This is a genomic window from Vibrio bathopelagicus, assembly GCF_014879975.1.
In the GTDB taxonomy this organism is placed as follows: Bacteria; Pseudomonadota; Gammaproteobacteria; order Enterobacterales; family Vibrionaceae; genus Vibrio; species Vibrio bathopelagicus.
The window spans coordinates 167,199-191,572 of the sequence record NZ_CP062500.1 but is presented as its reverse complement, the minus strand read 5'-3'; the positions used below and the strand labels follow the sequence as shown (position 1 = coordinate 191,572).

Annotated in this window: 25 protein-coding genes and 1 riboswitch; of the genes, 11 read left to right on the top strand and 14 right to left on the bottom strand. The window is 44.6% G+C overall.

Features of this window, described 5'->3' with window-relative positions; all coding sequences use genetic code 11:
• Positions 1-76: 76 nt before the first annotated feature.
• The 3 genes from IHV80_RS00885 (at position 77) to IHV80_RS00875 (ending at position 2,743) form a co-directional block, all read left to right on the top strand.
• A complete protein-coding gene (locus IHV80_RS00885; RefSeq protein ID WP_192889760.1) occupies positions 77-1,141 on the top strand; it encodes a glycosyltransferase family 9 protein in 1,065 nt (354 codons plus the stop codon).
• Between the two features lies 1 nt (position 1,142).
• Positions 1,143-1,625 (top strand): pantetheine-phosphate adenylyltransferase, encoded by a 483-nt coding sequence (gene coaD / locus IHV80_RS00880; protein ID WP_192889759.1) that lies wholly within the window; start codon positions 1,143-1,145, stop codon positions 1,623-1,625.
• A gap of 359 nt (positions 1,626-1,984) precedes the next feature.
• Positions 1,985-2,743: a glycosyltransferase family 25 protein gene (locus IHV80_RS00875; RefSeq protein WP_192890703.1), complete on the top strand. Its 759-nt coding sequence runs from the start codon at positions 1,985-1,987 to the stop codon at positions 2,741-2,743.
• A gap of 75 nt (positions 2,744-2,818) precedes the next feature.
• Here IHV80_RS00875 and IHV80_RS00870 read toward each other — a convergent pair whose 3' ends face one another.
• The 6 genes from IHV80_RS00870 to radC all read right to left on the bottom strand — a co-directional run bounded on the left by IHV80_RS00870 (position 2,819) and on the right by radC (position 6,970).
• Entirely contained in the window at positions 2,819-3,823 is a 1,005-nt protein-coding gene (locus IHV80_RS00870) for an NAD-dependent epimerase (protein WP_192889758.1), read from the bottom strand.
• Between the two features lie 91 nt (positions 3,824-3,914).
• Positions 3,915-4,724 (bottom strand): bifunctional DNA-formamidopyrimidine glycosylase/DNA-(apurinic or apyrimidinic site) lyase, encoded by an 810-nt coding sequence (gene mutM / locus IHV80_RS00865; protein ID WP_192889757.1) that lies wholly within the window; start codon positions 4,722-4,724, stop codon positions 3,915-3,917.
• Positions 4,725-4,726: 2 nt separating this feature from the next.
• Positions 4,727-5,293: a hypothetical protein gene (locus IHV80_RS00860; RefSeq protein WP_192889756.1), complete on the bottom strand. Its 567-nt coding sequence runs from the start codon at positions 5,291-5,293 to the stop codon at positions 4,727-4,729.
• 292 nt (positions 5,294-5,585) lie between these two features.
• On the bottom strand, positions 5,586-5,753 hold the full coding sequence (rpmG, locus tag IHV80_RS00855) for a 50S ribosomal protein L33 (RefSeq protein WP_002535344.1): 168 nt from the start codon (positions 5,751-5,753) through the stop codon (positions 5,586-5,588).
• A 13-nt stretch (positions 5,754-5,766) separates the two neighbouring features.
• Positions 5,767-6,003: a 50S ribosomal protein L28 gene (rpmB, locus tag IHV80_RS00850; protein WP_004728407.1), complete on the bottom strand. Its 237-nt coding sequence runs from the start codon at positions 6,001-6,003 to the stop codon at positions 5,767-5,769.
• A 292-nt stretch (positions 6,004-6,295) separates the two neighbouring features.
• Complete coding sequence (radC, locus tag IHV80_RS00845; protein WP_192890702.1) at positions 6,296-6,970, bottom strand: RadC family protein; 675 nt, start codon at positions 6,968-6,970, stop codon at positions 6,296-6,298.
• 225 nt (positions 6,971-7,195) lie between these two features.
• Between radC and coaBC the strand changes: the two genes are divergently transcribed.
• The 3 genes from coaBC (at position 7,196) to lpxL (ending at position 10,169) form a co-directional block, all read left to right on the top strand.
• Positions 7,196-8,437 carry a bifunctional phosphopantothenoylcysteine decarboxylase/phosphopantothenate--cysteine ligase CoaBC gene (gene coaBC, locus IHV80_RS00840; RefSeq protein ID WP_192889755.1) on the top strand — a complete coding sequence of 414 codons (1,242 nt, stop codon included), beginning with the start codon at positions 7,196-7,198 and terminating at the stop codon, positions 8,435-8,437.
• A 138-nt stretch (positions 8,438-8,575) separates the two neighbouring features.
• A complete protein-coding gene (gene slmA / locus IHV80_RS00835) occupies positions 8,576-9,166 on the top strand; it encodes a nucleoid occlusion factor SlmA (RefSeq protein ID WP_016768952.1) in 591 nt (196 codons plus the stop codon).
• Between the two features lie 22 nt (positions 9,167-9,188).
• A complete protein-coding gene (gene lpxL / locus IHV80_RS00830; protein WP_192889754.1) occupies positions 9,189-10,169 on the top strand; it encodes an LpxL/LpxP family Kdo(2)-lipid IV(A) lauroyl/palmitoleoyl acyltransferase in 981 nt (326 codons plus the stop codon).
• A gap of 143 nt (positions 10,170-10,312) precedes the next feature.
• Here the strand turns inward: lpxL and pyrE are convergent, their stop codons facing one another.
• Positions 10,313-10,954, bottom strand: a complete 642-nt coding sequence (gene pyrE, locus IHV80_RS00825; RefSeq protein ID WP_004735727.1) for an orotate phosphoribosyltransferase — start codon at positions 10,952-10,954, stop codon at positions 10,313-10,315.
• A gap of 105 nt (positions 10,955-11,059) precedes the next feature.
• Complete coding sequence (gene rph / locus IHV80_RS00820; protein WP_004735726.1) at positions 11,060-11,776, bottom strand: ribonuclease PH; 717 nt, start codon at positions 11,774-11,776, stop codon at positions 11,060-11,062.
• A gap of 214 nt (positions 11,777-11,990) precedes the next feature.
• On the opposite strand from rph, the gene IHV80_RS00815 reads away from it, so the two are divergent.
• Positions 11,991-12,857: a YicC/YloC family endoribonuclease gene (locus IHV80_RS00815; RefSeq protein WP_004735725.1), complete on the top strand. Its 867-nt coding sequence runs from the start codon at positions 11,991-11,993 to the stop codon at positions 12,855-12,857.
• A 70-nt stretch (positions 12,858-12,927) separates the two neighbouring features.
• On the opposite strand, the gene IHV80_RS00810 is transcribed toward IHV80_RS00815, so the two are convergent.
• From IHV80_RS00810 to IHV80_RS00785, 6 genes are all read right to left on the bottom strand, one after another.
• On the bottom strand, positions 12,928-13,839 hold the full coding sequence (locus IHV80_RS00810) for a DMT family transporter (protein WP_086711720.1): 912 nt from the start codon (positions 13,837-13,839) through the stop codon (positions 12,928-12,930).
• A 206-nt stretch (positions 13,840-14,045) separates the two neighbouring features.
• Positions 14,046-14,435, bottom strand: coding sequence for a hypothetical protein (locus IHV80_RS00805; RefSeq protein ID WP_192889753.1), 390 nt, complete (start codon positions 14,433-14,435; stop codon positions 14,046-14,048).
• A 381-nt stretch (positions 14,436-14,816) separates the two neighbouring features.
• Positions 14,817-15,029, bottom strand: coding sequence for a transcription antiterminator/RNA stability regulator CspE (gene cspE, locus IHV80_RS00800; RefSeq protein ID WP_004735656.1), 213 nt, complete (start codon positions 15,027-15,029; stop codon positions 14,817-14,819).
• Between the two features lie 469 nt (positions 15,030-15,498).
• Entirely contained in the window at positions 15,499-16,131 is a 633-nt protein-coding gene (locus tag IHV80_RS00795; RefSeq protein ID WP_192889752.1) for an alternative oxidase, read from the bottom strand.
• 214 nt (positions 16,132-16,345) lie between these two features.
• Complete coding sequence (locus tag IHV80_RS00790; RefSeq protein ID WP_102472974.1) at positions 16,346-16,771, bottom strand: phosphate-starvation-inducible protein PsiE; 426 nt, start codon at positions 16,769-16,771, stop codon at positions 16,346-16,348.
• Positions 16,772-16,965: 194 nt separating this feature from the next.
• Complete coding sequence (locus IHV80_RS00785) at positions 16,966-18,336, bottom strand: NCS2 family permease (RefSeq protein ID WP_065207346.1); 1,371 nt, start codon at positions 18,334-18,336, stop codon at positions 16,966-16,968.
• A gap of 58 nt (positions 18,337-18,394) precedes the next feature.
• A riboswitch (purine riboswitch) is annotated at positions 18,395-18,494 on the bottom strand.
• Positions 18,495-18,819: 325 nt separating this feature from the next.
• Here IHV80_RS00785 and gmk point away from each other — a divergent pair.
• The 4 genes from gmk (at position 18,820) to recG (ending at position 24,362) form a co-directional block, all read left to right on the top strand.
• Positions 18,820-19,443, top strand: a complete 624-nt coding sequence (gmk, locus tag IHV80_RS00780; protein ID WP_076667686.1) for a guanylate kinase — start codon at positions 18,820-18,822, stop codon at positions 19,441-19,443.
• Between the two features lie 119 nt (positions 19,444-19,562).
• The gene (rpoZ, locus tag IHV80_RS00775; protein ID WP_009848003.1) at positions 19,563-19,835 is read left to right on the top strand and encodes a DNA-directed RNA polymerase subunit omega; all 273 of its coding nucleotides are present in this window, start codon (positions 19,563-19,565) and stop codon (positions 19,833-19,835) included.
• 39 nt (positions 19,836-19,874) lie between these two features.
• Positions 19,875-22,001 (top strand): bifunctional GTP diphosphokinase/guanosine-3',5'-bis pyrophosphate 3'-pyrophosphohydrolase, encoded by a 2,127-nt coding sequence (spoT, locus tag IHV80_RS00770; protein ID WP_192889751.1) that lies wholly within the window; start codon positions 19,875-19,877, stop codon positions 21,999-22,001.
• A gap of 282 nt (positions 22,002-22,283) precedes the next feature.
• Positions 22,284-24,362, top strand: coding sequence for an ATP-dependent DNA helicase RecG (recG, locus tag IHV80_RS00765; RefSeq protein ID WP_192889750.1), 2,079 nt, complete (start codon positions 22,284-22,286; stop codon positions 24,360-24,362).
• Positions 24,363-24,374: the final 12 nt, after the last annotated feature.

Genomic DNA, 24,374 nt, shown 5'->3' with positions numbered 1-24,374 from the left:
TTTTCGTCATTGCTATTTTACAACTAATGCGAGTATCTGCATAATTCTGATGTTATTCACTTTTTTCGGGCACTTTATGTCACTGTTCTCAACTGCACCTCAATCTCTTTGCATACTCCGCCTCTCCGCGATTGGTGATGTTTGTCATGCTATTTCTGTGGTTCAAGCCATCCAGAAACAGTGGCCTGAAACGAAAATTACTTGGATCACAGGTAAAATCGAAGCCATGTTGATCGGTGATCTGCCTGGTATTGAGGTCATTGTTTTCGATAAGAAACAAGGCTTCAAAGGGATGCGTGAATTATGGCGCCAACTCTCTGATCGCAAGTTTGACGCGCTGCTACATATGCAAGCCGCACTTAGAGCCAGCGTGCTATCTTGGGGAATTAAAGCAAAGTGTAAAGTAGGTTTTGGTAAAAATCGTACTCGTGAAGCACAATCCCTCTTTACCAATCGCCACCTACCTATCTCGGACAAGTTTCATGTATTGGATAACTTTGCCGAATTTGCTCGCTACATTGGTGTACCTTTTGATAAACCTCAATGGGATATCCCTTTAACACCGGAAGACGAACAGTTAGCAATCGACACCATAGCAAACAAACCGACTCTGGTTCTCTCCCCTGCTGCTAGCAAAGATTCTCGCAACTGGCTAACAGAGCGATACGCCGCTATTTCTGATTATGCTGTCGAACAAGGCATGCAAGTGGTGTTATGCGGCTCTCCAGCACCAAGAGAAGTTAACCTGGGTAACGACATCGAAAAATTATGCCAGTCGCCAGTCACTAACTTGATTGGCAAAACGAACTTGAAGCAACTGACTGCCGTACTGAAACATGCAACAGTTGTATTGGCACCTGATACTGGTCCAGCCCACTTAGCAACCACACAGTCAACCCCAGTAATCGGCTTATACGCACACAGTGATCCGCGAAGAACAGGCCCCTACAATGACCTTGATATTGTTGTGAGTGTGTATCAACAACATGTAGAAGAACAGCAAGGTAAGCCAGTGGAAAACCTTCCATGGGGAACTCGAGCGAAGGGCGATGACCTGATGAAAGACATCACACTCGACATGGTAAAGCAGCAACTCGACAAAGTAATAAACTCTAGCCAAACATTAAGCAAGGACAGCTGATATGAGCACACACGTTATTTACCCTGGAACCTTTGATCCTGTCACCAATGGGCACCTTGATATCATCGTTCGTGCCGCTAGCATGTTTGACCATATCACTGTTGGAGTAGCTGCAAGCCCAAGTAAAAAGACCATGTTTGAGTTAAATGAACGAGTTGAGCTATTGCGTGATGCCGTAGCTCACCTACCTAACGTGTCTGTTGAAGGGTTTTCAGGGTTGCTGGTCGACTTTGCTAAGCAGCAGCAAGCAAACGTGTTAGTGCGCGGTCTGAGAACAACAATGGATTTCGAGTACGAATTTGGTCTCACCAGCATGTATCGGAAGTTATTGCCGGGGCTTGAAAGTGTATTTTTAACGCCCTCAGAGGAGTATGCTTTCCTCTCTTCGACAATAGTTCGAGAAGTGGCAATCCATGGTGGGGACATTAGTCAATTTGTACCACAAAAAGTGGCAGACGAAATAAAGCTCAAAACGACCAAATAACAATCCCTTCTCCAAAAATAAAAATAGCGCTCATTGAGCGCTATTTTTGATGAAACCGTTACTTTTAAAGCGAGTAACAGGCTAGATAAAGACCAAGTATTCATTCTCAATGCGCGTTAGGAAATCGCATGTCAAAGAAACCTATTTATACGAATTCAAGTTATTAGCACCGATAACTTAATACGCCCCACCCATAGTCTCTCTAACATTGCAGAGCCAACGACAAAGCATAATTCATGTTGCCTCAACATTCTTGAAGCCCGTCACAACCATAACTGCTAACTAAGTGAACAATCATTACAAAAAGCTCGGTGAGTGATAACATAGTTCACTATAAACAAATACATCAATATAGCTCTATGAAATCATACTGTATTACCTTAAAAGCGAACCATTGTAGGCAAAAATCAACAGCAGATGCCCTTAAGGATGTTCAGGTTGATTTTGAGTTTTTTATTGGAGTCGATGCGCGAACCGATGAGCATCCCCTACTAGAAAGAATTCATGATAGAGCTTTTTTACACAATATGGGGAGGCCGCATGCAATTGGAGAAGTTGGATGTTATGCAAGCCATTACCTTATTTGGCAAAAATGTATAGAGCTTAATGAGCCAGTTTTAGTCTTCGAAGATCATGCCGATATTGATATCAACATATTTCGTAATACTCTGACTATCGCCGAGCAGCATATTAATCAGTGTGGTTTTATTCGCTTACAAGATAGTAAGAACAAACTACATTACTCCGTTGATAGGCACGATACCCAACATCTTGTAAAGTATTTGAAAGTTCCTCAAGGAACCGCCTGTTACGCTATATCTCCCAAAGCTGCACAAGCTTTCATCGAACAAAGTTCAACGTTCAATTATCCTGTCGATGTCTTCTTACGGAATACTTGGGTTCATAAGCACCCCATGTTTGGTGTTTCTTCTGCGGGATTACAACGTAGTAAACAGCCGTCAATTATTGGTAGCCGTAAACATAAAGGTAAAAAAGACTATTCGGTGGCTTTTATGAAATCTACTAACAAAATAAAGAACATGACACTCAACCTAGCAACTAATTTTTACCACCTCTCTATCTTGGATAAAAAGTACACGCCAAAATTATATAGGTAGCGAAGCTAAACACTATCGCTCTTCAAAAATAAAAATAGCGCTCCTTGAGCGCTATTTTTGCTGAAACCATTACCTTTAAAGCGAGTAATAGGATTTATACCAATCCGCGAAAGCTTTTGCGCCCTCTTGAATTTTAACTTGAGGTTTATAGCCAACCGCTTCAAACAGATCTTCCGTATCAGCGTAAGTCGCGTACACATCACCTGGTTGCATTGGCATAAAATTCTTTTTAGCTTCAACGCCTAGAGCACATTCTAATGCTTCGATGTAGTCCATTAGTTTAACTGGGCTGCCATGACCGATGTTAAACACGCGATACGGAGCAGAACTGGTCGCTGGTGAACCTTGCTCAACCGTCCAATCTGGTTGCATAGCTGGAATGCGATCTTGAACACGGATAATACCTTCAACAATATCATCGATATAAGTGAAGTCGCGCATCATGTCGCCGTTGTTATAAATGTCGATCTGTTTGCCTGCCACGATTAAATTCGCAAACTTAAACATCGCCATATCAGGGCGGCTCCAAGGACCGTACACGGTAAAGAAGCGCAGGCCTGTCGTTGGTACGTCATATAGATGCGAGTAGGTATGCGCCATTAGCTCATTCGACTTCTTCGTTGCGGCGTACAATGAGATAGGGTGATCAACACTGTCTGCTGTGTGGAACGGCATCTTTTGGTTCAAGCCATAAACAGAGCTTGATGAAGCATAAACGAGGTGTTCAACCTTGTTATGGCGACAGCCTTCAAGAATAGCTAAATGACCGACAAGATTGCTATCAGCATACGCCATTGGGTTATCAATTGAGTAACGAACGCCAGCTTGCGCCGCTAAGTGAATGACACGGTCAAACTTTTGCTCAGCAAACAGCGTTGCCATACCTTCTCTGTCTGCAAGATCCAGCTCGATAAAGGTCAGCTTTTCATGCTCAATGCGCTTTAGGCGATCGTGTTTCAATGAGACTTGGTAGTAGTCATTCAAGTTATCAATACCGACAACCTCATGTCCTGCTGCACATAGTCGCTCTGAAACTGCAGAGCCAATAAAGCCAGCAACGCCAGTTACTAAATATTTCATTCTACTATTCTCAATTCATATCATTAATGTAATTGTAGCTACTAGCACGCCTATCTACTAGCGTAAAAAAGTGAACATAAGTTCAATTTTTCTATACTTGGCATTGAAAGCAAAAAAACGTATTCCGCTGTCCGATTTTTTGCTCTTCAATTTTCTCGCCACAATTAGGGCATTTTTCACCTGCTTTACCATACACTTGCAGCTCTTGTGCGAAGTAGCCTGGTTTACCGTCAGCCTGAGAGAAATCTTTCAACGTAGTACCACCTTGCTTGATAGCAGTCGCGAGTACTTCCTTGATCTCATCGGTTAACAAGACCCACTCTTCTTTTGTCACTTTGCTTGCTGGGCGCAAAGGATGAATTCGTGAAGAAAACAGAGCTTCATTAGCGTAGATGTTACCCACACCTACCACTACTTTGTTGTCCATGATGAACTGTTTAACGGCAACCTTACGTTTTTCTGCCTTTTCAGCAATGTAGTCAGCGTTGAAGTCATCGGTTAGTGGTTCAGGGCCAGAACCGAGTAACACAGTATGTATCTCATCCGGTGCCGACCATAACCACGCACCAAAACGACGCGGATCGTTGTAACGCAATATCTTGCCATTGGTTAGCTTAAGGTCCACGTGATCATGTTTTGCTGGCGGGTAATCGGCGTCTAAAACGCGTAATGAACCAGACATACCAAGGTGAACAATCGCTGTTCCGGTATCGGTTTCTATCAATAGGTACTTAGCTCGGCGTGAGATAGAGCGAATCACCTGCCCTTCTAATCGCTTAAGTTCCTGAGGAATATCCCAGCGCAGCTTAGGCGTGCGAAAAGTCAGAGTTTTAATCTTCTCACCGACTAAATGAGGCGAGATCCCCATGCGGCTTACTTCAACTTCGGGTAATTCAGGCATAGTTAGTCGTCCGATTTCGGTGGTTTGTCTGATATAGATAGCTTGTCTGACTTAAATGAATCTTCTGAGCCAAAGCTTGGAAACAAGTAACTCTCTTCAATAGACACCGCCAACCACTGATCATTCCAGTTTTTTAGCAACCAAAACTCAGCAAGTTGATAATAGGTAATCCGCTGTGGCTCTTCTTGGTCTTGATACCACACTTCAATGGTTTGTGGCGTATTAAGCTGGGGAGTAAGGTCGGTATAGGTTTGTGAGTCGACTTCCGTGCCTACTAGCTGTTGCCAGCGTTGCGATAACTCTTGGGCACTCACACTTTGCTCTGATGCAGGATCTTTCATTTGATAAACCCAATGACCGTCTTCTTGTACTACCGACCACTTAGCAAAATGTAAGGCTTGAAGTTCTGCTGTTGGGTTTAAAAGATAAGGATAAGAACTGCTTGCCTGAAGTTCAGGCTCAGGTTCGATAAGGTACGTTTTGATCAATGTTGGCAGGTTTAACACCCCAATAAAAGCGATCACGCTTAGCATGAGTATGTTGTTCCACCGACGTCCACGATATCTCATCTGATTCTGCTCATCTAACCTATTGAGTGTTCAGTATATCGTGAAAATGGCGACACATTCTATGCTGAGCAATTTTCTATCATATAAGCCCATCAGCAAGTGTAACGTCTGTGCGGTAGGTGCCGAATTGAGCCAATGAAACTCACACCTATCAAAAACACTTAGTCTTTACGAAAAAGCTTAATCTTCTCAAAATACTGAGGTTTCCCAAATTTTGGGCATAAAAAAACCCAGCTATAAGCTGGGTTTTTAATTTATTCTTCTATAAAAGAAGAGACAAAGGGGCTATCAATTACTTGATTTTAGCTTCTTTGTACATAACGTGCTGGCGAACTACTGGATCAAACTTTTTGATCTCAAATTTGCCTGGCATGTTACGCTTGTTCTTGTCAGTTGTGTAGAAGTGACCAGTTCCAGCAGAAGATACTAGACGGATTTTCTCACGAATGCCTTTAGCCATTGCTTAATTCCTCTTAAACGTTTTCGCCACGTGCACGGATATCAACAAGAACAGCATCGATGCCTTTCTTATCAATAATACGCATGCCTTTAGCAGTTAGACGTAGTTTAACAAAACGTTTTTCGCTCTCTACCCAGAAACGGTGAGTTTGTAGGTTCGGCAGAAAACGACGCTTGGTAGCATTGCGTGCGTGTGAACGGTTGTTACCCGTTACTGGACGCTTACCAGTTACTTGACATACTCGGGACATGAATGTCTCTCCAAATCGTTTCAGCTCGATATCAACCTTGGTGGCCGAACCTCTCTATCAATTCTGAAAATAGAGGTAAAAACCATAATGGAAAATCCATTCAAGGCTATCAAAGGTCGCGTATTATACTAACTTGACATGCATTGCTCAAGACCCGAACAGATCCTTTTTAAGGATTTCGTGATCTTTTTTTGAACAGGGCAGCTATTTGAGTAATCAGAGCTGATTTAAGGTTCTAAAATGTGGGCGGAATGATAGCAGATTTAACGCAACTAACAACCTAAAATGTGATTCAAATCCATCCTCGCTCTGCAAAAGAGATAACTTCGCCATCTCCAACAACAAAATGGTCGAGAATTCGGATGTCCACCAGCGCCAATGCATCGGTTAATCTACGTGTAATTCGCCTGTCTGCTTGGCTTGGCTCTGCAACACCAGAAGGATGGTTGTGCGCTAGGATTAATGCAGCTGCATTGTGATGAAGTGCCCGCTTGACTACTTCTCTGGGGTATACCGATGCTGCATCGATGGTTCCTTCAAACATCACTTCATCCTTTATTACCCTATTTTGATTATCTAGGAACAATATATAGAAGGCTTCTCGCTGGCGATCGCGCAACATACTTGAAAGATACAGTTTGGTATGACTTGGGCTGGTGAGTGCATCGCCTCGAGATAAAGTTTCGGCCAAATAACGTTGCGTCATCTCCAAAACGGCCTGCAATTGGACATATTTCGCCTGTCCCATCCCTTTATGAGCACAGAACTCAGCCTCCGTTGCAGAAAAAAGATGGCGAAGCGAACCAAAATCTTTGATCAACTTGTCAGATAGTTCTAGAACATTCATTCCTTGTGTGCCCGTTCGAAGAAATATCGCTAACAACTCCGCATCACTTAAAGAGTCCGGCCCTCTACTCAGTAACTTTTCTCTTGGCATCGATTCAACAGGTATTTTACTTATAGGCATATAAAAGCTAATCAGTGGGTCATGAACACGATCCATCAGCCTAATTTGTTTACCTCTGGAGATCTTTCACAAAGATACAAGGAAGACTAACGTCTAGCACAGCGATGTAATTGATAGGTTTGATAACGCCAACTTGATGAGCGTCAAATCAGTTCGAGTTCTGCTTCTAGGCACTCATCCTTTGTTCTGATATCGTAAGTCGCAGAAAAATTAAGGAACAGAATCATGCAAACATTGGTTAATCAACTGAGTAACGCTGACCAACAAGGCCTAGCTGGAAAAAAAATCCTCCTTGGCATTAGTGGTGGGATCGCTGCGTATAAATGTGCCGAACTGACTCGACGCTTAATTGAACGTGGTGCGCAAGTACAAGTCGTCATGACAAATGCAGCCAAGGAGTTCATCACTCCTCTCACCATGCAAGCCGTCTCTGGAAGGCCAGTGTCTGATAGTTTGCTTGATACTGCGGCTGAAGCTTCCATGGGGCACATCGAACTGGCGAAATGGGCTGATCTAGTCTTATTAGCACCCGCAACCGCAGATCTGATTGCGCGCATGACAGCCGGAATGGGTAACGATCTACTGACCACATTGGTTTTAGCAACCGATGCGCCAGTTGCGGTATCTCCTGCAATGAACCAACAAATGTACAGCAACCCTGCAACTCAAGAGAACATCGCCACACTTAAACGTCGTGGCTGTGAGATCTGGGGACCCGCTGCTGGCGAACAGGCCTGTGGTGATGTCGGTATGGGCCGAATGTTAGAACCAATGCAACTCGTACATCGTTGTGAAGACTTCTTCCAACCTAAGCCGCTTGCTGGCCGTTCAGTGTTGATTACGGCAGGTCCAACTCGTGAAGCCATCGACCCTGTGCGTTACATTACTAACCACAGCTCGGGAAAGATGGGCTATGCACTGGCTGAAGCGGCCGCTAAACAAGGCGCAACAGTGACTCTAATCAGCGGCCCTGTATCGCTAGCAACGCCAAACAAGGTTAATCGTATTGATATAGAAAGCGCACAACAGATGTTTGATGCCGTTAGCGCTAACGCCACTCAGCACGATATTTTCATCAGCTGCGCTGCGGTTGCCGATTACCGTCCTGAGACAATTGCAGACCAGAAACTTAAAAAAGTGGATGGTAAAGATGACATGACTATTCAAATGGTTAAGAACCCAGACATTGTGGCTTCTGTTGCCTCAATGGCCGAAGGCCGTCCATTTACCGTAGGCTTCGCAGCAGAAACCCAAGACGTTGAGAAATACGCTCGCGGCAAACTAGAAAGAAAGAATCTCGACATGATTTGCGCCAACGATGTTTCTGTCGAAGGCCAAGGCTTCAATAGCAGTAGCAATGAGCTGCATCTTTACTGGAAAGGCGGTGATAAATCTTTGCCTCTTGATAGCAAAGACACGCTTGGTTTCCAGATCCTCGATCAGATCCAACAACTCATTGTCGAATAAACACGCAATTTCGCTCTAACAATGTGCTGACACCTCTCGATTCTGTTGACCTAGAGCTCACAAAACTAGGAACAGAATTGAATGGTGTTTATAATCCTGTTTCACTCAATCCTCATCTTTAGGAAAGGAAGTAAATAGATGGCCGGTACTCGAAAATCAAACCGTCGTGAAGAAATCCTACAAGCGCTGGCACAAATGTTGGAATCGACCGAAGGTGCTTCTCGTATCACAACGGTAAAGCTGGCCAAGCAAGTCGGCGTATCTGAAGCGGCGCTCTACCGCCACTTTCCAAGCAAAGCACGCATGTTTGAAGGCTTAATCGAGTTCATTGAAGAAGCGTTGATGTCTCGAATCAACCGTATTCTAGATGAAGAAAAAGACACACTTGAGCGTATCCGCTTAGTCATGCAGCTTATCTTGGTCTTTTCTGAGCGTAACCCTGGATTGACTCGTATTTTATCGGGCCATGCTCTAATGTTTGAAAATGAGCGCCTGCGTGAACGAATCAATCAGCTTTTTGAGCGCATTGAAACTCAGCTTCGCCAAATCCTGCGTGAAAGAAAACTTCGTGAAGGAAAATCGTTCCCGGTTGATGAGAAAATTTTAGCCGCTCAACTGCTCGGTCAGGTTGAAGGCAGCTTGAATCGATTTGTTCGCTCAGACTTCAAATATCAACCGACAGAAAACTTTGATGCTTATTGGGCACTGCTAAGCGCTCAAATTAAGTAAACCCCAACCTTAAGTGATGGTTATGACGACGAAAACTTCTCCGGAAAACAGCACCGCACAACACGTTCTAACTAAGCCACCTTTTACCTTGGCTTTGCTCCACCCTAAACATTGGGGAGTTTGGTTCGGTTTTGGGTTACTGGCGTTTCTCGTTAACGTTCTACCTTACCGTGTATTACTGCTGTTAGGCCGTTCATTAGGCTCTCTTGGCGCTCGTTATGGCAAGAAGCGTGTAGCTGTGGCAACACGTAACTTAGAACTTGCCTTCCCAGATAAGCCAGCAGACGAAGTCGCGGCTATGGTCAGTGAAAACTTTAAAAATACCGGCATGGCACTGATCGAAACCGGTATTACCTGGTTTTGGCCAACGTGGCGCTTCAAAAGAATCCTAGTGGATAAAGACACCCAAACGCTGCGTACACACAAAGCCAACGGTAAAGGTGTTCTACTATGTTGTGTGCATGCCTTGAACCTAGAGATCACCGCGCGAGCAATGGCGGTACTTGGTATTTCTGGGTTAGGTGTTTATCGTCCGCACAACAACCCGGCTTATGAATTCATTCAATACCGTGGCCGTACTCAAAATGGTAATCGCCTGATTCACCGTAAAGACGTAAAACGTATGATTCGAATCCTGCGTCAGGGTGAGATCCTTTTTTACCTGCCGGATCATGATTACGGCCGTAACAAGTCTGTGTTTGTACCTTTCTTCGCAGTACCTGATGCGTGTACCACAACAGGCACCAGTATTCTGGCTTACACTAGCCGATGTGCCCTTGTTCCGGGTTCAGGCTTTAGAAATGCCGACGGCAAATATGAAATCATGGCTGATGAGTCAATCGAAGAAAACTATCCGCAGAAAGATGAAACAGCAGCTGCAACTTATATGAACAGCTATCTTGAGAAGATCATCTTACGAGCGCCAGAGCAGTGGATGTGGCTACACAAGCGCTTCAAGACTATGGAAGATCCAGAAGTTGAACGCGGCATTCGTTACAAATAAGCGCCTATCTTCAGATAAGAAAGCAGCTCAGTCCCAAAAAATTTCAGTTAAAAAAAGGCCCGAAAGATATTCATCTCTCGGGCCTTTCCTTTTTGAAATTCTAAACCTAGGGAGCTAAACCATCAGGTTCAGAGCTTCAGGCATTAGATACCATATTGAGCGCGGTACGCTTTTACAGATTCTAGGTGCGCTGCGTCGGTGCCTTTCTCTTCAAGGAAAGTCACCAGGTCTGTCAGGCTAACGATTGAGATAATCGCACAACCGAAGTCTCGCTCTACTTCCTGAATTGCAGACAATTCGCCTTTGCCCTTCTCTTGGCGGTCGATCGCAACAAGAACACCCGCTAAGTCAGCGCCGTTTGCTTGGATGATTTCCATCGATTCACGAATCGCAGTACCTGCAGTGATCACGTCATCCACTAGCATGATGCGACCTTCAAGTTCGCTACCCACTAGGTTGCCACCTTCACCGTGGTTTTTCGCTTCTTTACGGTTGAAGCAGTAAGGCGTGTCCACATCGTGGTGATCCGCGAGTGCAACCGCAGTTGTTGTTGCGATTGGGATACCTTTGTATGCAGGGCCAAATAGTACATCAAACTCAATACCTGAATCAGCTAATGCTGCTGCGTAGAAGCGACCTAAGCGTGCTAGGTCACGACCTGTATTAAACAATCCAGCATTGAAGAAGTAAGGGCTCTTACGGCCAGACTTTAAAGTAAACTCACCAAACTTAAGTACTTCTTTCTCTAGTGCAAATTCAATAAATTCACGTTGATATGCTTTCATGTTCTTCCTCTACGTTTATTCAATAAAACTTAACTTACGCTCTGCACCACCCTTTCGGATTTTACAGACAAAAAAATAGCCCCCGATTTGGGAGCTATCTAGAAACTAGTCGGCCAACGCAGCTTTCTGCGCTTCGACGATATCGGTAATGCCCTTATTCGCTAGGGCTAAAAGCTGCATCAGCTCTTCGTGGCTGAACGGTTCGCCCTCTGCAGTACCTTGAATCTCAATCATCTTACCGTCTTCCGTCATTACAACGTTCATGTCGGTATCGGCTGCTGAGTCTTCAACATACTCAAGGTCACACAGTGCTTGTGCACCAACGATGCCCACTGAAACTGCCGCTACGTGGCCTTTCATTGGGTTCTTTTTCAGTTTACCGCTTGCTAGTAAGCTGTTGATAGCATCAGCCATTGCAACGCTTGCACCTGAGATAGAAGCAGTACGAGTACCGCCGTCTGCTTGGATAACATCACAATCGACAGTGATCATGATTTCACCCATTACTTTCAGGTCAACAACAGCACGTAGGCTACGAGCGATCAAACGTTGGATTTCCATCGTACGACCGCCTTGCTTGCCGCTCGCCGCTTCACGACGGTTACGAGTGTGCGTTGCACGTGGCAGCATGCCATATTCAGCGGTTACCCAACCCTTTCCTTGGCCTTTTAACCAACGCGGTACGTTTTCTTCTACCGTCGCATTACATAGAACTTTAGTGTTGCCGAACTCAACTAATACAGAACCTTCAGCATAAGCTGTGTAGTTACGAGTAATTTTAATTGGACGAATTTGATCTACAGCGCGGTCATTTGGACGCATTGGTATCTACCTTATTAACAGTCTGAAGTGATTTACTATCGAAAGAGTGCATCACCTAAGAAAGGGGTGAGACAGTTTTGATTGGGGCAAGATTATATAGCAGTTTATCATGCAAAGCTATCCATCATGAAAGGCGACAAGCTTCGGGAGCACACCATATCGTGATACTATGCGTGCGCGTTATTTTCAGAATGATAAAAGACAGGAAAATTCGATGATTTATAGTATGACCGCGTATGCACGCAAAGAAGTAAAAGGCGATTGGGGTACAGCAGTATGGGAAATCCGTAGTGTAAACCAGCGCTACCTAGAAACTTACTTCCGTATGCCTGAACAGTTCCGTGGTTTAGAACCAATCTTGCGTGAGCGTTTCCGCAAGCGTCTAGCGCGCGGCAAGGTTGAATGTAACCTGCGCTTTGAAGCAAACCCTGCTGCAAAGGGCGAACTAAGCATTAATGAAGGTTTGGCTCAGCAAGTAATTAATGCTGCGAACCAAGTAATGACGATGACTGGCGAAGACAGCCGTTTGAACCCATTCCAAGTAATGAACTGGCCTGGCGTGATGGAAACGCCAGAGCAAGACATGGATGCCATCAACAAAGACCTACTTGAAGCCTTCAACGATGCAATCGCAGAATTCATTGATGCTCGTGCTCGTGAAGGCGAAAACATGAAGGCGCTAATCGTACAGCGCTTAGATGCAATCACTGAAGAAGTCGTGAAAGTTCGTGCACGCATGCCTGAAATCCTAGAGTGGCAACGTGAGCGTCTTCTTACCAAATTTGAAGATGCGAAAATTGAACTTGAAGGTTCTCGTGTTGAACAAGAGCTTATCCTACTCGCACAGAAGTCAGACGTAGCAGAAGAGCTAGACCGTCTAGACTCTCACGTGAAAGAAGCGAATGTAGTACTGAAGAAAGGTGGTGCTTGTGGCCGTAAGCTTGACTTCATGATGCAAGAGTTCAACCGTGAGTCAAACACGCTAGCGTCTAAGTCTATCAGTACAGACATCACAGCATCGGGCGTAGAGCTTAAGGTTCTTATCGAACAGATGCGTGAGCAAATTCAGAACATTGAATAATCTGGATTAACAAGATTGCCCTTAAAGCCTCTGAACATTCAGAGGCTTTTTTTTAGGTTAAACAATCTACCTATAAAGCATGCTTAAGCTTACGTACTCTTTTCCACAACTTAGGGTCAGCTTTGGTGACTAAGATTCCCCCCAGTAGTGGGATCATCAGTAACACTGAAACCATCGATATACTGTTCCCAGCAAACCAGGTAGATAGGGTCAGTGCGATTAGCGGGAAGAACAGAAAACAGATGGATGCTGTAAATGGGCTCGATACTTGTCCTAGCTTAAAGTAAGCCACAATTCCGCCGACACTCGCAAACAACCCTAGGTACACTACCGCTCCAATCGCTTCTCTTGAATAGCCCGTAATATCAGGCTGCTCGACGACCAATGAAACCAGCAATAAACAGATCGAAGCGATAAGACTCGGTACTGCGTTGTAGGTTAAAACTGGTACACCTTTACAGAACTTCTCGACCAAAACATACATCACAGCGTGAATAGCCACAGCTCCTCCAAGAGCCCCAAAACCCAGTAAGTAGTCTTGCCCACCGAGACTCATCTCAGTAGACAAAATTAAAATCAGACTCAGTACCGCGGTGAATAAGCCCGCCAGCTGTATATTGGTTAACCTCAACCCTAAAAACAGTCTAGACATCACCATCACTGCGATCGGCATATTGGCGAAAATGATTGATGCCAAGCCAGACGATATGTATTGCTCACCAAAGATCATCAAGGTAAACGGAATCGCAAAGTAGAAAACCGCGACCACCAACATCCAGTACTGCTGCCCTTTAGGGAAAAACAGCGGCTGCTTCAAGTGCTTGGCCAACATGACCAGTATTGGTGCAGCAATCAGAAAGCGTAGTCCAGTAGCAAAAATCGGTGGAATGCTCTCCACTGCAATCTCCATAGCCAACCACGTTGTACCCCAAATCAAGCACACTGAAGAAAATAGCAATGCAGTCAACGTTCTATGCGTCATGAGAACCTCCTAGCAACGTGCTTTTAGGGAGGGATGTAAAAAGCGTGATAGAGAGAGCTGCCACGCAGGCAAGCACCTTAGTCATTAATGTAAAGTTCATAATCTTATTTCCATAACAATCCAGTGCAAATAGCAGGCTATTTACACAAAATGTTTAAATACACAGAGATCGTGTAGATAAATTGATGCGAGTTATCGCAGAGGAATTAAGATTGAAAAATTGGGGGGCGATAGCGTGAACGGCTATCAGCATTGGAATAAAGAGCTACATAAGGTGTGGTGTTATACGTATATAGCGGAGGAGGAGATAGGTGTAAACCTACACCCAATAGTGCACTACCCATTGATGGCAGATGAACACAACACTGCTTTTCAAAACATGAACCACCCGGCTTGCAGCAACCTTGAGCTGGTTTTTGGGTAATGGTAGGGGCTGTGTAGCAAGTATCGAGCTCGATAAGCTGAAAAGTAACGGAACTTTGTTGCTCTATAGGGTAGCTAGGGGAAACTTCGGAGCGAGCGACATCAATAGATAGCACTGTCGCTATCAGCACAATGAGCAGCATACAAATTGTGGATGTGTAATGGCTTTGCATCTCGAACCCTATAAAAACTGTGAGTTCAAGATAGCGAGATTAAAAGCACTAAACAATGACTCTGTTAGAGCTTTACATAACTTTACTCATCAACGACGAGCAGGTAAATCTGTTTTTTAAGGAATGAAACTCGATGAACTCAGACATAGCGACGCCAATCCTGAGCAAAGGTTTTCAGACAAGGAATAAAAATAACGAACTTTTTAATTCTATGTAACTAACTATAAGCAATAGTAGTCGCGCCATTCACATTACTAGGGGTAATAGAAAAATAGAGATTAAATATAATAAGAAGTGGGGGTATTTCGAGAAAGCTAAGGGGGGGTGTTTAAAGGGGAAAGTGGCGCAAGTTACTATTGCAACTTGCGCCGACTTAAAATCTTATAGAGCTACAACGTTTGCAGCTTGAAGACCTTTTTGGCCTTGCTCTACTTCGAAAGACACTTGTTGGCCTTCTTTAAGAGTCTTGAAACCTTCAGATGCGATAGCACGGAAGTGAACGAATACGTCAGCGCCGCCGTTGTCTTGAGTTAGGAAACCGAAACCTTTCTCTTCGTTAAACCATTTTACTACGCCGTTTGTTTTGTTAGACATGATGTGTCCCTTATATAAAAATAAAAAATTAATCGCCAAAAGTGCGATGCGCTGAAAGCTTGAATTATTTAATGTATCTATGAAGCCAAGGGAAACACTGAGAATAACAATGAAGCAATACTAAGGGTTTTACTTTACAACTGGATGTTTCATTTAATAACTCTGAAAACAGAGCGACGCCATTCTTGGTGATCTGGGCCGGGTTGTAAAGCTTTATTTGAAAAAATTGATGCTTTTTTGTTCAGTTAGCTTTTATTAAAGCCCTGCTACACCGCAGAGCTTAATTTATAAGACTTTGATCTCAAAAAATTTACTCATAGTACGCACCCTAAAGCGCTCACCATCAGGTAAGACCGTATTTCTCGAATCCACAGAAAAGCTCAACCCCATCCCAGAGCTTGAAGGTAATTAAGACGACTCTATTTTCTGGTTGTTGAGCTTTATTTGTCATAATTCGGTCTTTTGATGATTAACACTGGTGATCGGGTAAGTCTTGGGTTTTATAGAGATCAGCAATATCGTGATTCTTATCTCGATGTTTCGCTTCATCTTCTCTTATGCAGAAAAGCACATCCAAAAACATGGCATTCTCGGGTAAGCGATAGTATTTAATCGCAATCTCAGGCGCGGGATGATTGGGCAACGTGCCATCTTGAATTTTCGAGATATATTCAGAGTAACTGTTGCAGGCTTCCTCTTCGAAATAACCAACGATCCTATGTGCCGTTTTAGATGAAACTAAGTAGATCACGCCATAGATAAGTAAAAAGATGAACTGTAATAGCATCACTAAAATGCGTTCTATAATGGACGGCTTGGTAACGGTAAGGAAAATCATTAAGTGCATCCGTTCATTATCCGCTTCGTCCAGTAACTCTTTGATCCAACCACCGTCGTCTTTCATGCGGCGCAGAGCTTTGAGGTGGTTAAACACTCCCGCTACCATACCCGGAACAGCAGCTATGGTTTCCAACAACATCGCTCGTTTGGCTAAGTGTTTTCCATAAAACAAGTTAAGTGTCTTTTTGAGAAGCCGAGTAACAAGAAGTGCAACCTTTTCGGAGAAAATTTCAGGTTTATAATGGGTGCTTTCAAAATGCATAGCGTGTTCCTTATATGAGTCTAATACTTACTAATCAACATTCATGCCAAGAAATAAACCCTTATACAGCAATGAGAAAACAACAATAAGAGTCATAGTGACCCTTACAATTTAGATAACAATAAGACTCTACTTAGTCTTATTGACTCAAACTGGGGTAATAAAAAACCCAGCAACATGGCTGGGCTCTAAGTTAGCTTACAACCTGATTGATTTACTCGTCCGGCTGCTTGGTTCTTAGATCAACGTATGGCCAGTAATGGTGCCCCACTCGAATTAACAGTGTGGCTGCGGCTAGAATAAATGCAGCGACAGACAACCAAACGATGAGTACTGCATCTAACTCTTTCATACCTAAAGTGATGTAACGAGCAATCGCCATCATCGCGATGTAGATCGGATATCGCACTGGGATCTTACCGTTCATCACAAACTGCTGAACCATGGCCAACACTTCTAAATAGATAAACATCAGTAGAATATCGGTTAGTTGTACTCGGCGTTCAGCGAAGACATGCATGAACTCTTCGACCATCGCAAACAAGGTCGCGAGCGTGATCGCCACCAGCAATACCGCTTCCATAATGTGGAATACTTTTAAAAACGGCTTACTAAAAGATTTAGGTAAGTTAGAAGGCATAGTCACTCTTCAAAAAATAATTAATCCAGTCTCTACAATAGCATGCATCAATATAAGTCGCGTACTCTCAAGTTTAGGATAACGCCATCAATTAAACGTGAGCTAAACAAGCAACAGATACAAAAATGGCCCCACATTCACTGCAGAGCCATCTGTCTGTCTTTTACTTACTAACGACTATTCACTAGTTAAGCTTATAGCAGAATCAAGTAAGTTAAGAACACCACACACAGTCCGTAGATAAGAGGATGAACTTCTTTGCGCTTACCCGCGACAACCATCGTAAATGCGTAGCTGATGAAGCCCATCGCCATACCGTTTGCTGGAGAGAAGCTTAAAACAGTGAACATGATGGTGAAGAAAGCCGCAATGCGAGACTCTTTCTTTTCCCAGTTAATCTGACCAAGACGGCCAACCATGTAGATACCCACCACGACCATCGCCGGCGCAACCATTGCCGCCGAGAAGATAGAGAAGATTGGGTATAGGAATAGAGAAACAAGGAATAAGCCAGCCACCATCACCGCTGCTAAACCCGTCTTCGCTCCTTGAGAAGAAGCAATACCAGATTCAGAGAAAGCGGTAATCGATGTCGTACCTAGAATTGAACCAATCACCGTACCGCCCGCATCAGCAACTAAAGCCGATTTTGCATTTGGTACCTTGCCATCTTTGTCGATGATACCCGCATCACGACCAACACCAACAATCGTGCTCAAACCATCGAAGAAATCGACAATCAGGAAGATAAGTACGATGAACAGTAGGTCGAACATTTTCTCAGGGGTGAAAGCTGAGAAATCAAAGATCGCACCGAAGCTGCCCGCCATGCTTGGTGGCATAGAAACAAATTGATCAGGGATTGGCGCGTTTGATGTACCTAAGAACACATCAGCCAGAATCGTCAATGCAATCGCTGATACAAACGAGATAAACGTGGCCAGCTTAATGTCACGAACCATACAGCCCAGAGCGATGAAGATACTCACGTAAGCGATGACCACTTGTGGATCAGAGATGTCACCTAAGCCAACCAGTACGAACGGGTTAGACACGATGATGCCTGCATTCTTAAGGCCTAAGAAAGCAATGAACAAACCAAGAGACACGGTAATCGCCAGCTTCAAATCTTCAGGAATAGATTCAATCATCGACTTACGAATATTGGTCAATGAGAAAGCGAGATAAAGGATACCCGATAGGAAGATGCCAAATAGCGCTTCATTCCAAAGTACCGCCACAGAACCACTTAACAGTAGGCCTTTGAAGAATCCGTTCATGCTCATGCCCGGAGCCAGCATCACGGGGTAGTTACCCCAAATGCCCATGATAAGCGTTGCGATAGCCGCAGAAAGAGCGGTTGCCGTAAATACTGCACCTTTGTCCATTCCTGGGATGCCACCTAAAATCGCTGGGTTAACCGCCAAGATGTAGCTCATCGCTAAGAAGGTAATAAAACCTGCATATAGCTCAGTGCTGATCGTGGTCTTTCTCTCTGAGAGTTTGAACATGGTGTCAAGCGAACCAGATGTTTTCTGGGCTTTCAGGGTGGAGTCGGTATTCACAACAAAACCTATGTAATAAATTAAAAAATTTGAGATTCAAATGCTGTGAGAATAGAGGGGTCTCTACACTAAAAACTGTAGTCACCAAGGTAGGCTCGGTAGTAGAAACATCTAGTCCATATCACTAGATATATACAGCATTTAATCGTTTGCGCGGATTGTAAGGATTGAGATTAAAACTTCAACAAATTTTGTTCAGATCACATAAAAAACTAAACATGATAGGTCATTGCATTTATATGAAGATCAGTCGAAAGATCATTTAAGAATAAATAACGATCAAGCCAGTTGTTCTCAATCATCTAAATATGCTACTCTTCGCCTCCATTTTTCTGGCCTAATTTTCACCAGTTACCTCTATTAATTTTACTCGTTACCCCTTTAATAGATGCAACCAGCGAAACAACAATTAGAGTCAGTGCTATCTTTTATAGTGTCGGTTTATCGCCTTCACTCAATCCAACCAACAGTGGAAATATACAGATGGGCATAGGTACTCTTTACATCGTATCTGCACCTAGTGGCGCAGGTAAATCGAGCTTGATCTCAGCAATGCTGGAAACCAATCCAACCTACGCAATGAAGGTATCTGTTTCACACACCACTCGCGGTATGCGCCCTGGTGAAGAAAATGGTGTTCACTACCACTTTGTAGAGAAACATCACTTTGAAGATCTCATCAAGAAGAATGAGTTCCTAGAGTATGCTGAAGTATTCGGCAACTACTACGGTACTTCACGTGTTTGGATTGAAGAAAACCTAAACCGCGGTATCGATGTATTCCTAGATATCGACTGGCAAGGTGCTCGTCAGATCCGTGAACAAATGCCTCAAGCGAAGAGTGTCTTCATTCTTCCACCATCAAATGGTGAACTAGAGCGCCGTTTGAATGTTCGCGGTCAAGATAGCGACGAAGTTATTGCGAAACGCATGAGCGAAGCAAAATCAGAGATTTCTCACTATGCAGAATATGATTATGTGATCGTGAATGATGACTTTGATGCAGCCTTAATGGACTTCAGAGCAATCATTCGTGCGGAGCGCTTAAAAGAAGATAAGCAAGCAGCTAAATACAGCGGCATGCTTACTGCTTTATTGGCGGAATAATCTAGATCCCCTAGATTTTCCACTGAGATAAGTATACGGTGAGCTAGAAAGTCTCTAGTTAAACTTGTATACTTTCTCGTCATCAAAAATTTATTAGTTAATTACTATTTGGAGTCCTCATGGCACGCGTAACTGTTCAAGACGCTGTTGAAAAAGTTGGCAACCGTTTCGACCTAGTTCTTATTGCGGCTCGCCGCGCACGTCAAATGCAAACTGGCGGCAAAGATTCACTAGTGCCTGAAGAAAACGATAAGCCAACGGTTATCGCTCTTCGCGAAATCGAAGAAGGTCTTATCACTAAAGACGTACTAGATGCTCGTGAGCGTCAAGAGCAACAAGAGCAAGAAGCGGCTGAACTTGCAGCAGTAAGCAGCATCGCTCACACTCGTTAAGAACGTCATTCGAACTAATTAACCTTCCGGGCCTTTAATTTGTATCTATTCGATAGCCTCAAAGACGTTGCCCAAGAATACCTAACAGAGCCTCAAATTGAGGCTCTGCGTCAATCTTATGTGGTAGCGAGAAATGCCCATGAAGGGCAAACCCGTTCAACGGGTGAACCATACATAATCCATCCTGTTGCTGTTTCAAGAATCCTGGCAGAAATGCGTCTGGATATCGAAACCCTGCAAGCTGCCCTACTCCACGATGTAATTGAAGATACTGAAGTTACAAAAGAGGAGCTAGAAGCTCAATTCGGCAATACCGTTGCTGAACTGGTTGATGGTGTATCTAAGCTGGATAAGCTTAAATTTCGTGATCGCAAAGAAGCGCAAGCAGAGAACTTCCGTAAGATGGTTCTCGCCATGGTGCAAGACATCCGCGTTATCTTGATCAAATTAGCTGACCGTACTCACAACATGCGCACGCTTGGGGCACTTCGTCCTGACAAAAAGCGTCGTATTGCTCGTGAAACCCTAGAGATCTATTCTCCGCTAGCTCACCGTCTTGGTATTCATAACATCAAGACCGAACTAGAAGAGTTGGGCTTCGAAGCCCTCTACCCTAACCGTTATCGCGTACTCAGAAACGTAGTGAAAGCTGCGCGTGGTAACCGTAAGGAAATGATCCAACGTATCCATAGCGAAATTGAAGGTCGTCTTGAAGAGGTCGGTTTGTCTGCTCGCGTCGTGGGGCGTGAAAAGAACTTGTTCTCAATCTATAACAAGATGAAAACCAAAGAACAGCGCTTTCACACCATTATGGACATCTACGCTTTCCGCGTAGTGGTTGATACCCCAGATACTTGTTATCGCGCACTTGGTCAGGCTCACAGCTTATACAAGCCACGTCCGGGCCGCATGAAAGATTACATTGCGGTACCAAAAGCCAACGGCTACCAATCTCTGCATACGTCAATGATCGGCCCTCACGGGGTACCTGTAGAGGTTCAGATCCGTACCGAAGATATGGAGCAAATGGCCGACAAAGGTGTCGCGGCGCACTGGTCTTATAAAGGCAGTGGCTCACGCAGTAGCAATGGGACAACCGCACAGGTTAAAGCACAACGTTGGATGCAGAGCTTACTTGAGCTGCAACAAAGCGCGGGTAACTCATTCGAATTCATTGAAAACGTTAAATCTGATCTGTTCCCAGATGAGATCTTCGTGTTCACGCCGAAGGGTCGCATTGTCGAACTTCCTGCAGGCGCAACAGCGGTCGATTTTGCTTACGCGGTGCATACCGATGTTGGCAACATGTGTGTAGGTGCTCGTGTCGACATGAACCCTTACCCACTCAGCAAATCGCTTAAGAACGGTCAAACGATTGAGATCATCAGTGCTCCGGGCGCACGTCCAAATGCAGCATGGCTCAACTACGTAGTGACCTCACGTGCTCGTACTAAGATCCGTCAGGTTCTGAAGACAATGCGTCGTGAAGAGTCGATTACGCTTGGTCGTCGTCTACTGAATCACGCACTTGGTGAACACTCTATTGCCGATATTGGCCAAGAGAATCTCGAGCATGTCTTGTCTGATCTTCGTCTAGACAGCATTGAAGACTTACTAGCATCGATTGGCCTTGGTGAGCTGATGAGTATCGTGATTGCTCGTCGCCTATTAGGTGATGCTGACGAACTGACTGAAGTGGTAAACAACAGCGACACACCAAGGAAGAAATTGCCTATTCGTGGTGCTGAAGGTCTACTACTGACTTTTGCAAATTGTTGTCACCCGATCCCAGGCGATCACATCATTGCCCATGTATCCCCAGGTCGTGGCCTTGTGGTTCACCGCGAAACGTGTCCAAACGTTCGTGGCTACCAAAAAGAGCCAGACAAATACATGGCAGTTGAATGGTCTAACGATTACGATCAAGAGTTCACAGCTGAACTTCAGATCGATCTGCAGAACCATCAAGGTGCACTAGCTGAGTTAACGAACGTTATCTCAAAGACTGGCTCTAACATTCACGGTATTTCAACCGAAGAACGTGACGGACGCCTGTACACAGTGACTATCTTGCTGACCACCAAAGATCGTGTTCACCTTGCAAGCATTATGAAGAAGCTACGTGTGATGCCACACGCGCTGAAAGTAAGACGTCGTAAGAACTAGATCCGGAAACAGATTAAAAAGCAGATGAGAGGTACGAGTATCGAGATTCGAAGAGCAAAAGCTTTTCACCACTCAGTAATTCGTATTTCGAGTCTGCTTTAATTTTTTGTATTGCCCTATTCTTTTCGAACCCAGTTTACTCACATCTCGAACCAACTCTGCTGCTCTTAATTTCTTCGCATCTCGTTTACCCTCATCTCGCATCAGCTCTTAAGCTTTATCCTGTACAAAAATCCAGTAAAATGCTTGAATAGATTATCTCTTACGTTTATGAGCCTTGTTATGTCACAGCTTTTATCTGCTATCCCTCTCAACTCTTTATCTGGAGTCGGCGCAAAAGTCGCAGAGAAACTGGAAAAGGTTGGGCTTAACAATGTACAAGACCTACTGTTTCATCTGCCTTTGCGCTATGAAGATAGAACGCGTATCTATCCAATCGTAAAACTGCACGCTGGCCTTTGGGCTGCAGTGCAAGGCAAGGTGATGCACGTCGATACCATTTTCGGTAAACGTAAGATGTTGGCGGTAAAAATCAGTGATGGTAACGGCACCATTACTCTACGCTTTTTCAACTTCACCGCTGGTATGAAGAACAACTTTGCCGAAGGCAAACAAGTGCATGCCTACGGTGAGATCAAGCGCGGCAATATGGGGCTTGAGATTGTCCACCCAGACTATAAATTCTTTGCTCCTAGGCAACAGCCAGATGTTGAAGCCAACCTCACTCCAGTGTATCCAACCACCGAGGGGCTAAGGCAAGTCACGCTGCGTAACCTTACCGATCAAGCTCTAGAGTTAATCGACAAGGCCGCGGTTAATGAGCTTTTGCCATCAGGTTTATACGACCACCAAATTACCCTCGCACAAGCTTTGCATACCATTCACAGGCCACCTCCGGGCATTGACCTAGAGCTGTTTGATGAAGGTAAACACCCCGCGCAACTGCGTCTGATTATGGAAGAGCTACTGGCTCAAAACCTGTCAATGCTGTCTGTTCGTAGTAAAGGACAGCAAGACAAAGCAATGCCATTTCCTCCAGTAAATACTCTGAAAGATAAGCTGTTGGCTCAGCTGCCGTTTTCACCAACCAATGCACAAGCACGGGTCACCAAAGAGATCGAGGCTGATCTAGAAAAGCCGCACCCTATGATGCGTTTAGTGCAAGGTGATGTGGGATCAGGTAAAACCTTAGTCGCTGCTTTAGCTGCGGTTCGCGCACTAGAACATGGCCAACAAGTGGCGCTGATGGCACCTACAGAATTATTAGCAGAACAACACGCGATTAATTTTGCCAACTGGTTTGAAGCAATGGGCATTCAAGTTGGGTGGCTAGCAGGTAAACTCAAAGGCAAAGCTCGCGAAACCGAACTGACACGAATTGCCAGCGGCGAAGCGAAAATGGTGGTGGGAACTCATGCGCTGTTCCAAGAGCATGTGGAATTTCACAACCTTGGCTTAGTGATCATTGATGAGCAACACCGATTTGGCGTCCACCAGCGATTAGAGCTGCGTGAAAAAGGGGCTAAGCAGGGTTATTACCCTCACCAGCTGGTAATGACTGCAACCCCAATTCCGCGAACGCTAGCAATGACCGCGTATGCCGATCTTGAAACCTCGATTATTGATGAGCTGCCACCGGGACGAACTCCGATTCAAACCGTAGCAATACCTGATACCAAACGTGATGATATTGTTGAGCGCGTGCGTAATGCGTGTCTCAATGAAGGTAAACAAGCCTATTGGGTATGTACGCTGATTGATGAGTCGGAAGTATTAGAAGCACAAGCCGCTGCCGACACCGCAGAAGAGCTGCAACGCACACTGCCTGAGGTAAAAATCGGTTTGGTTCATGGCCGAATGAAGCCCGCCGAAAAACAAGCGGTGATGAAAGAGTTCAAAGAGAACAAACTGCATCTATTGGTTGCGACAACCGTTATCGAAGTCGGTGTAGATGTACCGAATTCGAGCTTAATGATCATCGAGAACCCAGAGCGTCTCGGCCTAGCACAACTGCACCAACTGCGTGGTCGTGTTGGCCGAGGTTCGGTCGCGAGCCATTGTGTACTGCTGTATCACTCTCCACTGTCTAAAACCGCTCAGAAGCGCTTAGGGGTGCTGCGTGAAAGTAACGATGGCTTTGTTATTGCTCAGCGAGATCTAGAGATTCGTGGGCCCGGTGAGTTGCTTGGTACCAAGCAGACAGGCTTGGCTGATTTCAAGATTGCCGATTTAGTCCGTGACCAACGCTTGATACCTGAAGTTCAGCGTATCGCACGTCATATTCACGATAGCTATCCAGACAATGCCAAGGCGATCATCAATCGTTGGCTAGGCGAGCGCGATGTTTACTCTAAGGCGTAGTTAACACTGAGA

Excerpts from the sequence above, each read along its gene's own strand:
- IHV80_RS00885 (WP_192889760.1), top strand. The coding sequence starts at position 77 with ATGTCACTGTTCTCAACTGCACCTCAATCTCTTTGCATACTCCGCCTC.
- coaD (WP_192889759.1), top strand. The coding sequence starts at position 1,143 with ATGAGCACACACGTTATTTACCCTGGAACCTTTGATCCTGTCACCAAT.
- IHV80_RS00875 (WP_192890703.1), top strand. The coding sequence starts at position 1,985 with ATGAAATCATACTGTATTACCTTAAAAGCGAACCATTGTAGGCAAAAA.
- IHV80_RS00870 (WP_192889758.1), bottom strand. The coding sequence starts at position 3,823 with ATGAAATATTTAGTAACTGGCGTTGCTGGCTTTATTGGCTCTGCAGTT.
- mutM (WP_192889757.1), bottom strand. The coding sequence starts at position 4,724 with ATGCCTGAATTACCCGAAGTTGAAGTAAGCCGCATGGGGATCTCGCCT.
- IHV80_RS00860 (WP_192889756.1), bottom strand. The coding sequence starts at position 5,293 with ATGAGATATCGTGGACGTCGGTGGAACAACATACTCATGCTAAGCGTG.
- rpmG (WP_002535344.1), bottom strand. The coding sequence starts at position 5,753 with ATGGCTAAAGGCATTCGTGAGAAAATCCGTCTAGTATCTTCTGCTGGA.
- rpmB (WP_004728407.1), bottom strand. The coding sequence starts at position 6,003 with ATGTCCCGAGTATGTCAAGTAACTGGTAAGCGTCCAGTAACGGGTAAC.
- radC (WP_192890702.1), bottom strand. The coding sequence starts at position 6,970 with ATGCCTATAAGTAAAATACCTGTTGAATCGATGCCAAGAGAAAAGTTA.
- coaBC (WP_192889755.1), top strand. The coding sequence starts at position 7,196 with ATGCAAACATTGGTTAATCAACTGAGTAACGCTGACCAACAAGGCCTA.
- slmA (WP_016768952.1), top strand. The coding sequence starts at position 8,576 with ATGGCCGGTACTCGAAAATCAAACCGTCGTGAAGAAATCCTACAAGCG.
- lpxL (WP_192889754.1), top strand. The coding sequence starts at position 9,189 with ATGACGACGAAAACTTCTCCGGAAAACAGCACCGCACAACACGTTCTA.
- pyrE (WP_004735727.1), bottom strand. The coding sequence starts at position 10,954 with ATGAAAGCATATCAACGTGAATTTATTGAATTTGCACTAGAGAAAGAA.
- rph (WP_004735726.1), bottom strand. The coding sequence starts at position 11,776 with ATGCGTCCAAATGACCGCGCTGTAGATCAAATTCGTCCAATTAAAATT.
- IHV80_RS00815 (WP_004735725.1), top strand. The coding sequence starts at position 11,991 with ATGATTTATAGTATGACCGCGTATGCACGCAAAGAAGTAAAAGGCGAT.
- IHV80_RS00810 (WP_086711720.1), bottom strand. The coding sequence starts at position 13,839 with ATGACGCATAGAACGTTGACTGCATTGCTATTTTCTTCAGTGTGCTTG.
- IHV80_RS00805 (WP_192889753.1), bottom strand. The coding sequence starts at position 14,435 with ATGCAAAGCCATTACACATCCACAATTTGTATGCTGCTCATTGTGCTG.
- cspE (WP_004735656.1), bottom strand. The coding sequence starts at position 15,029 with ATGTCTAACAAAACAAACGGCGTAGTAAAATGGTTTAACGAAGAGAAA.
- IHV80_RS00795 (WP_192889752.1), bottom strand. The coding sequence starts at position 16,131 with ATGCATTTTGAAAGCACCCATTATAAACCTGAAATTTTCTCCGAAAAG.
- IHV80_RS00790 (WP_102472974.1), bottom strand. The coding sequence starts at position 16,771 with ATGCCTTCTAACTTACCTAAATCTTTTAGTAAGCCGTTTTTAAAAGTA.
- gmk (WP_076667686.1), top strand. The coding sequence starts at position 18,820 with ATGGGCATAGGTACTCTTTACATCGTATCTGCACCTAGTGGCGCAGGT.
- rpoZ (WP_009848003.1), top strand. The coding sequence starts at position 19,563 with ATGGCACGCGTAACTGTTCAAGACGCTGTTGAAAAAGTTGGCAACCGT.
- recG (WP_192889750.1), top strand. The coding sequence starts at position 22,284 with ATGTCACAGCTTTTATCTGCTATCCCTCTCAACTCTTTATCTGGAGTC.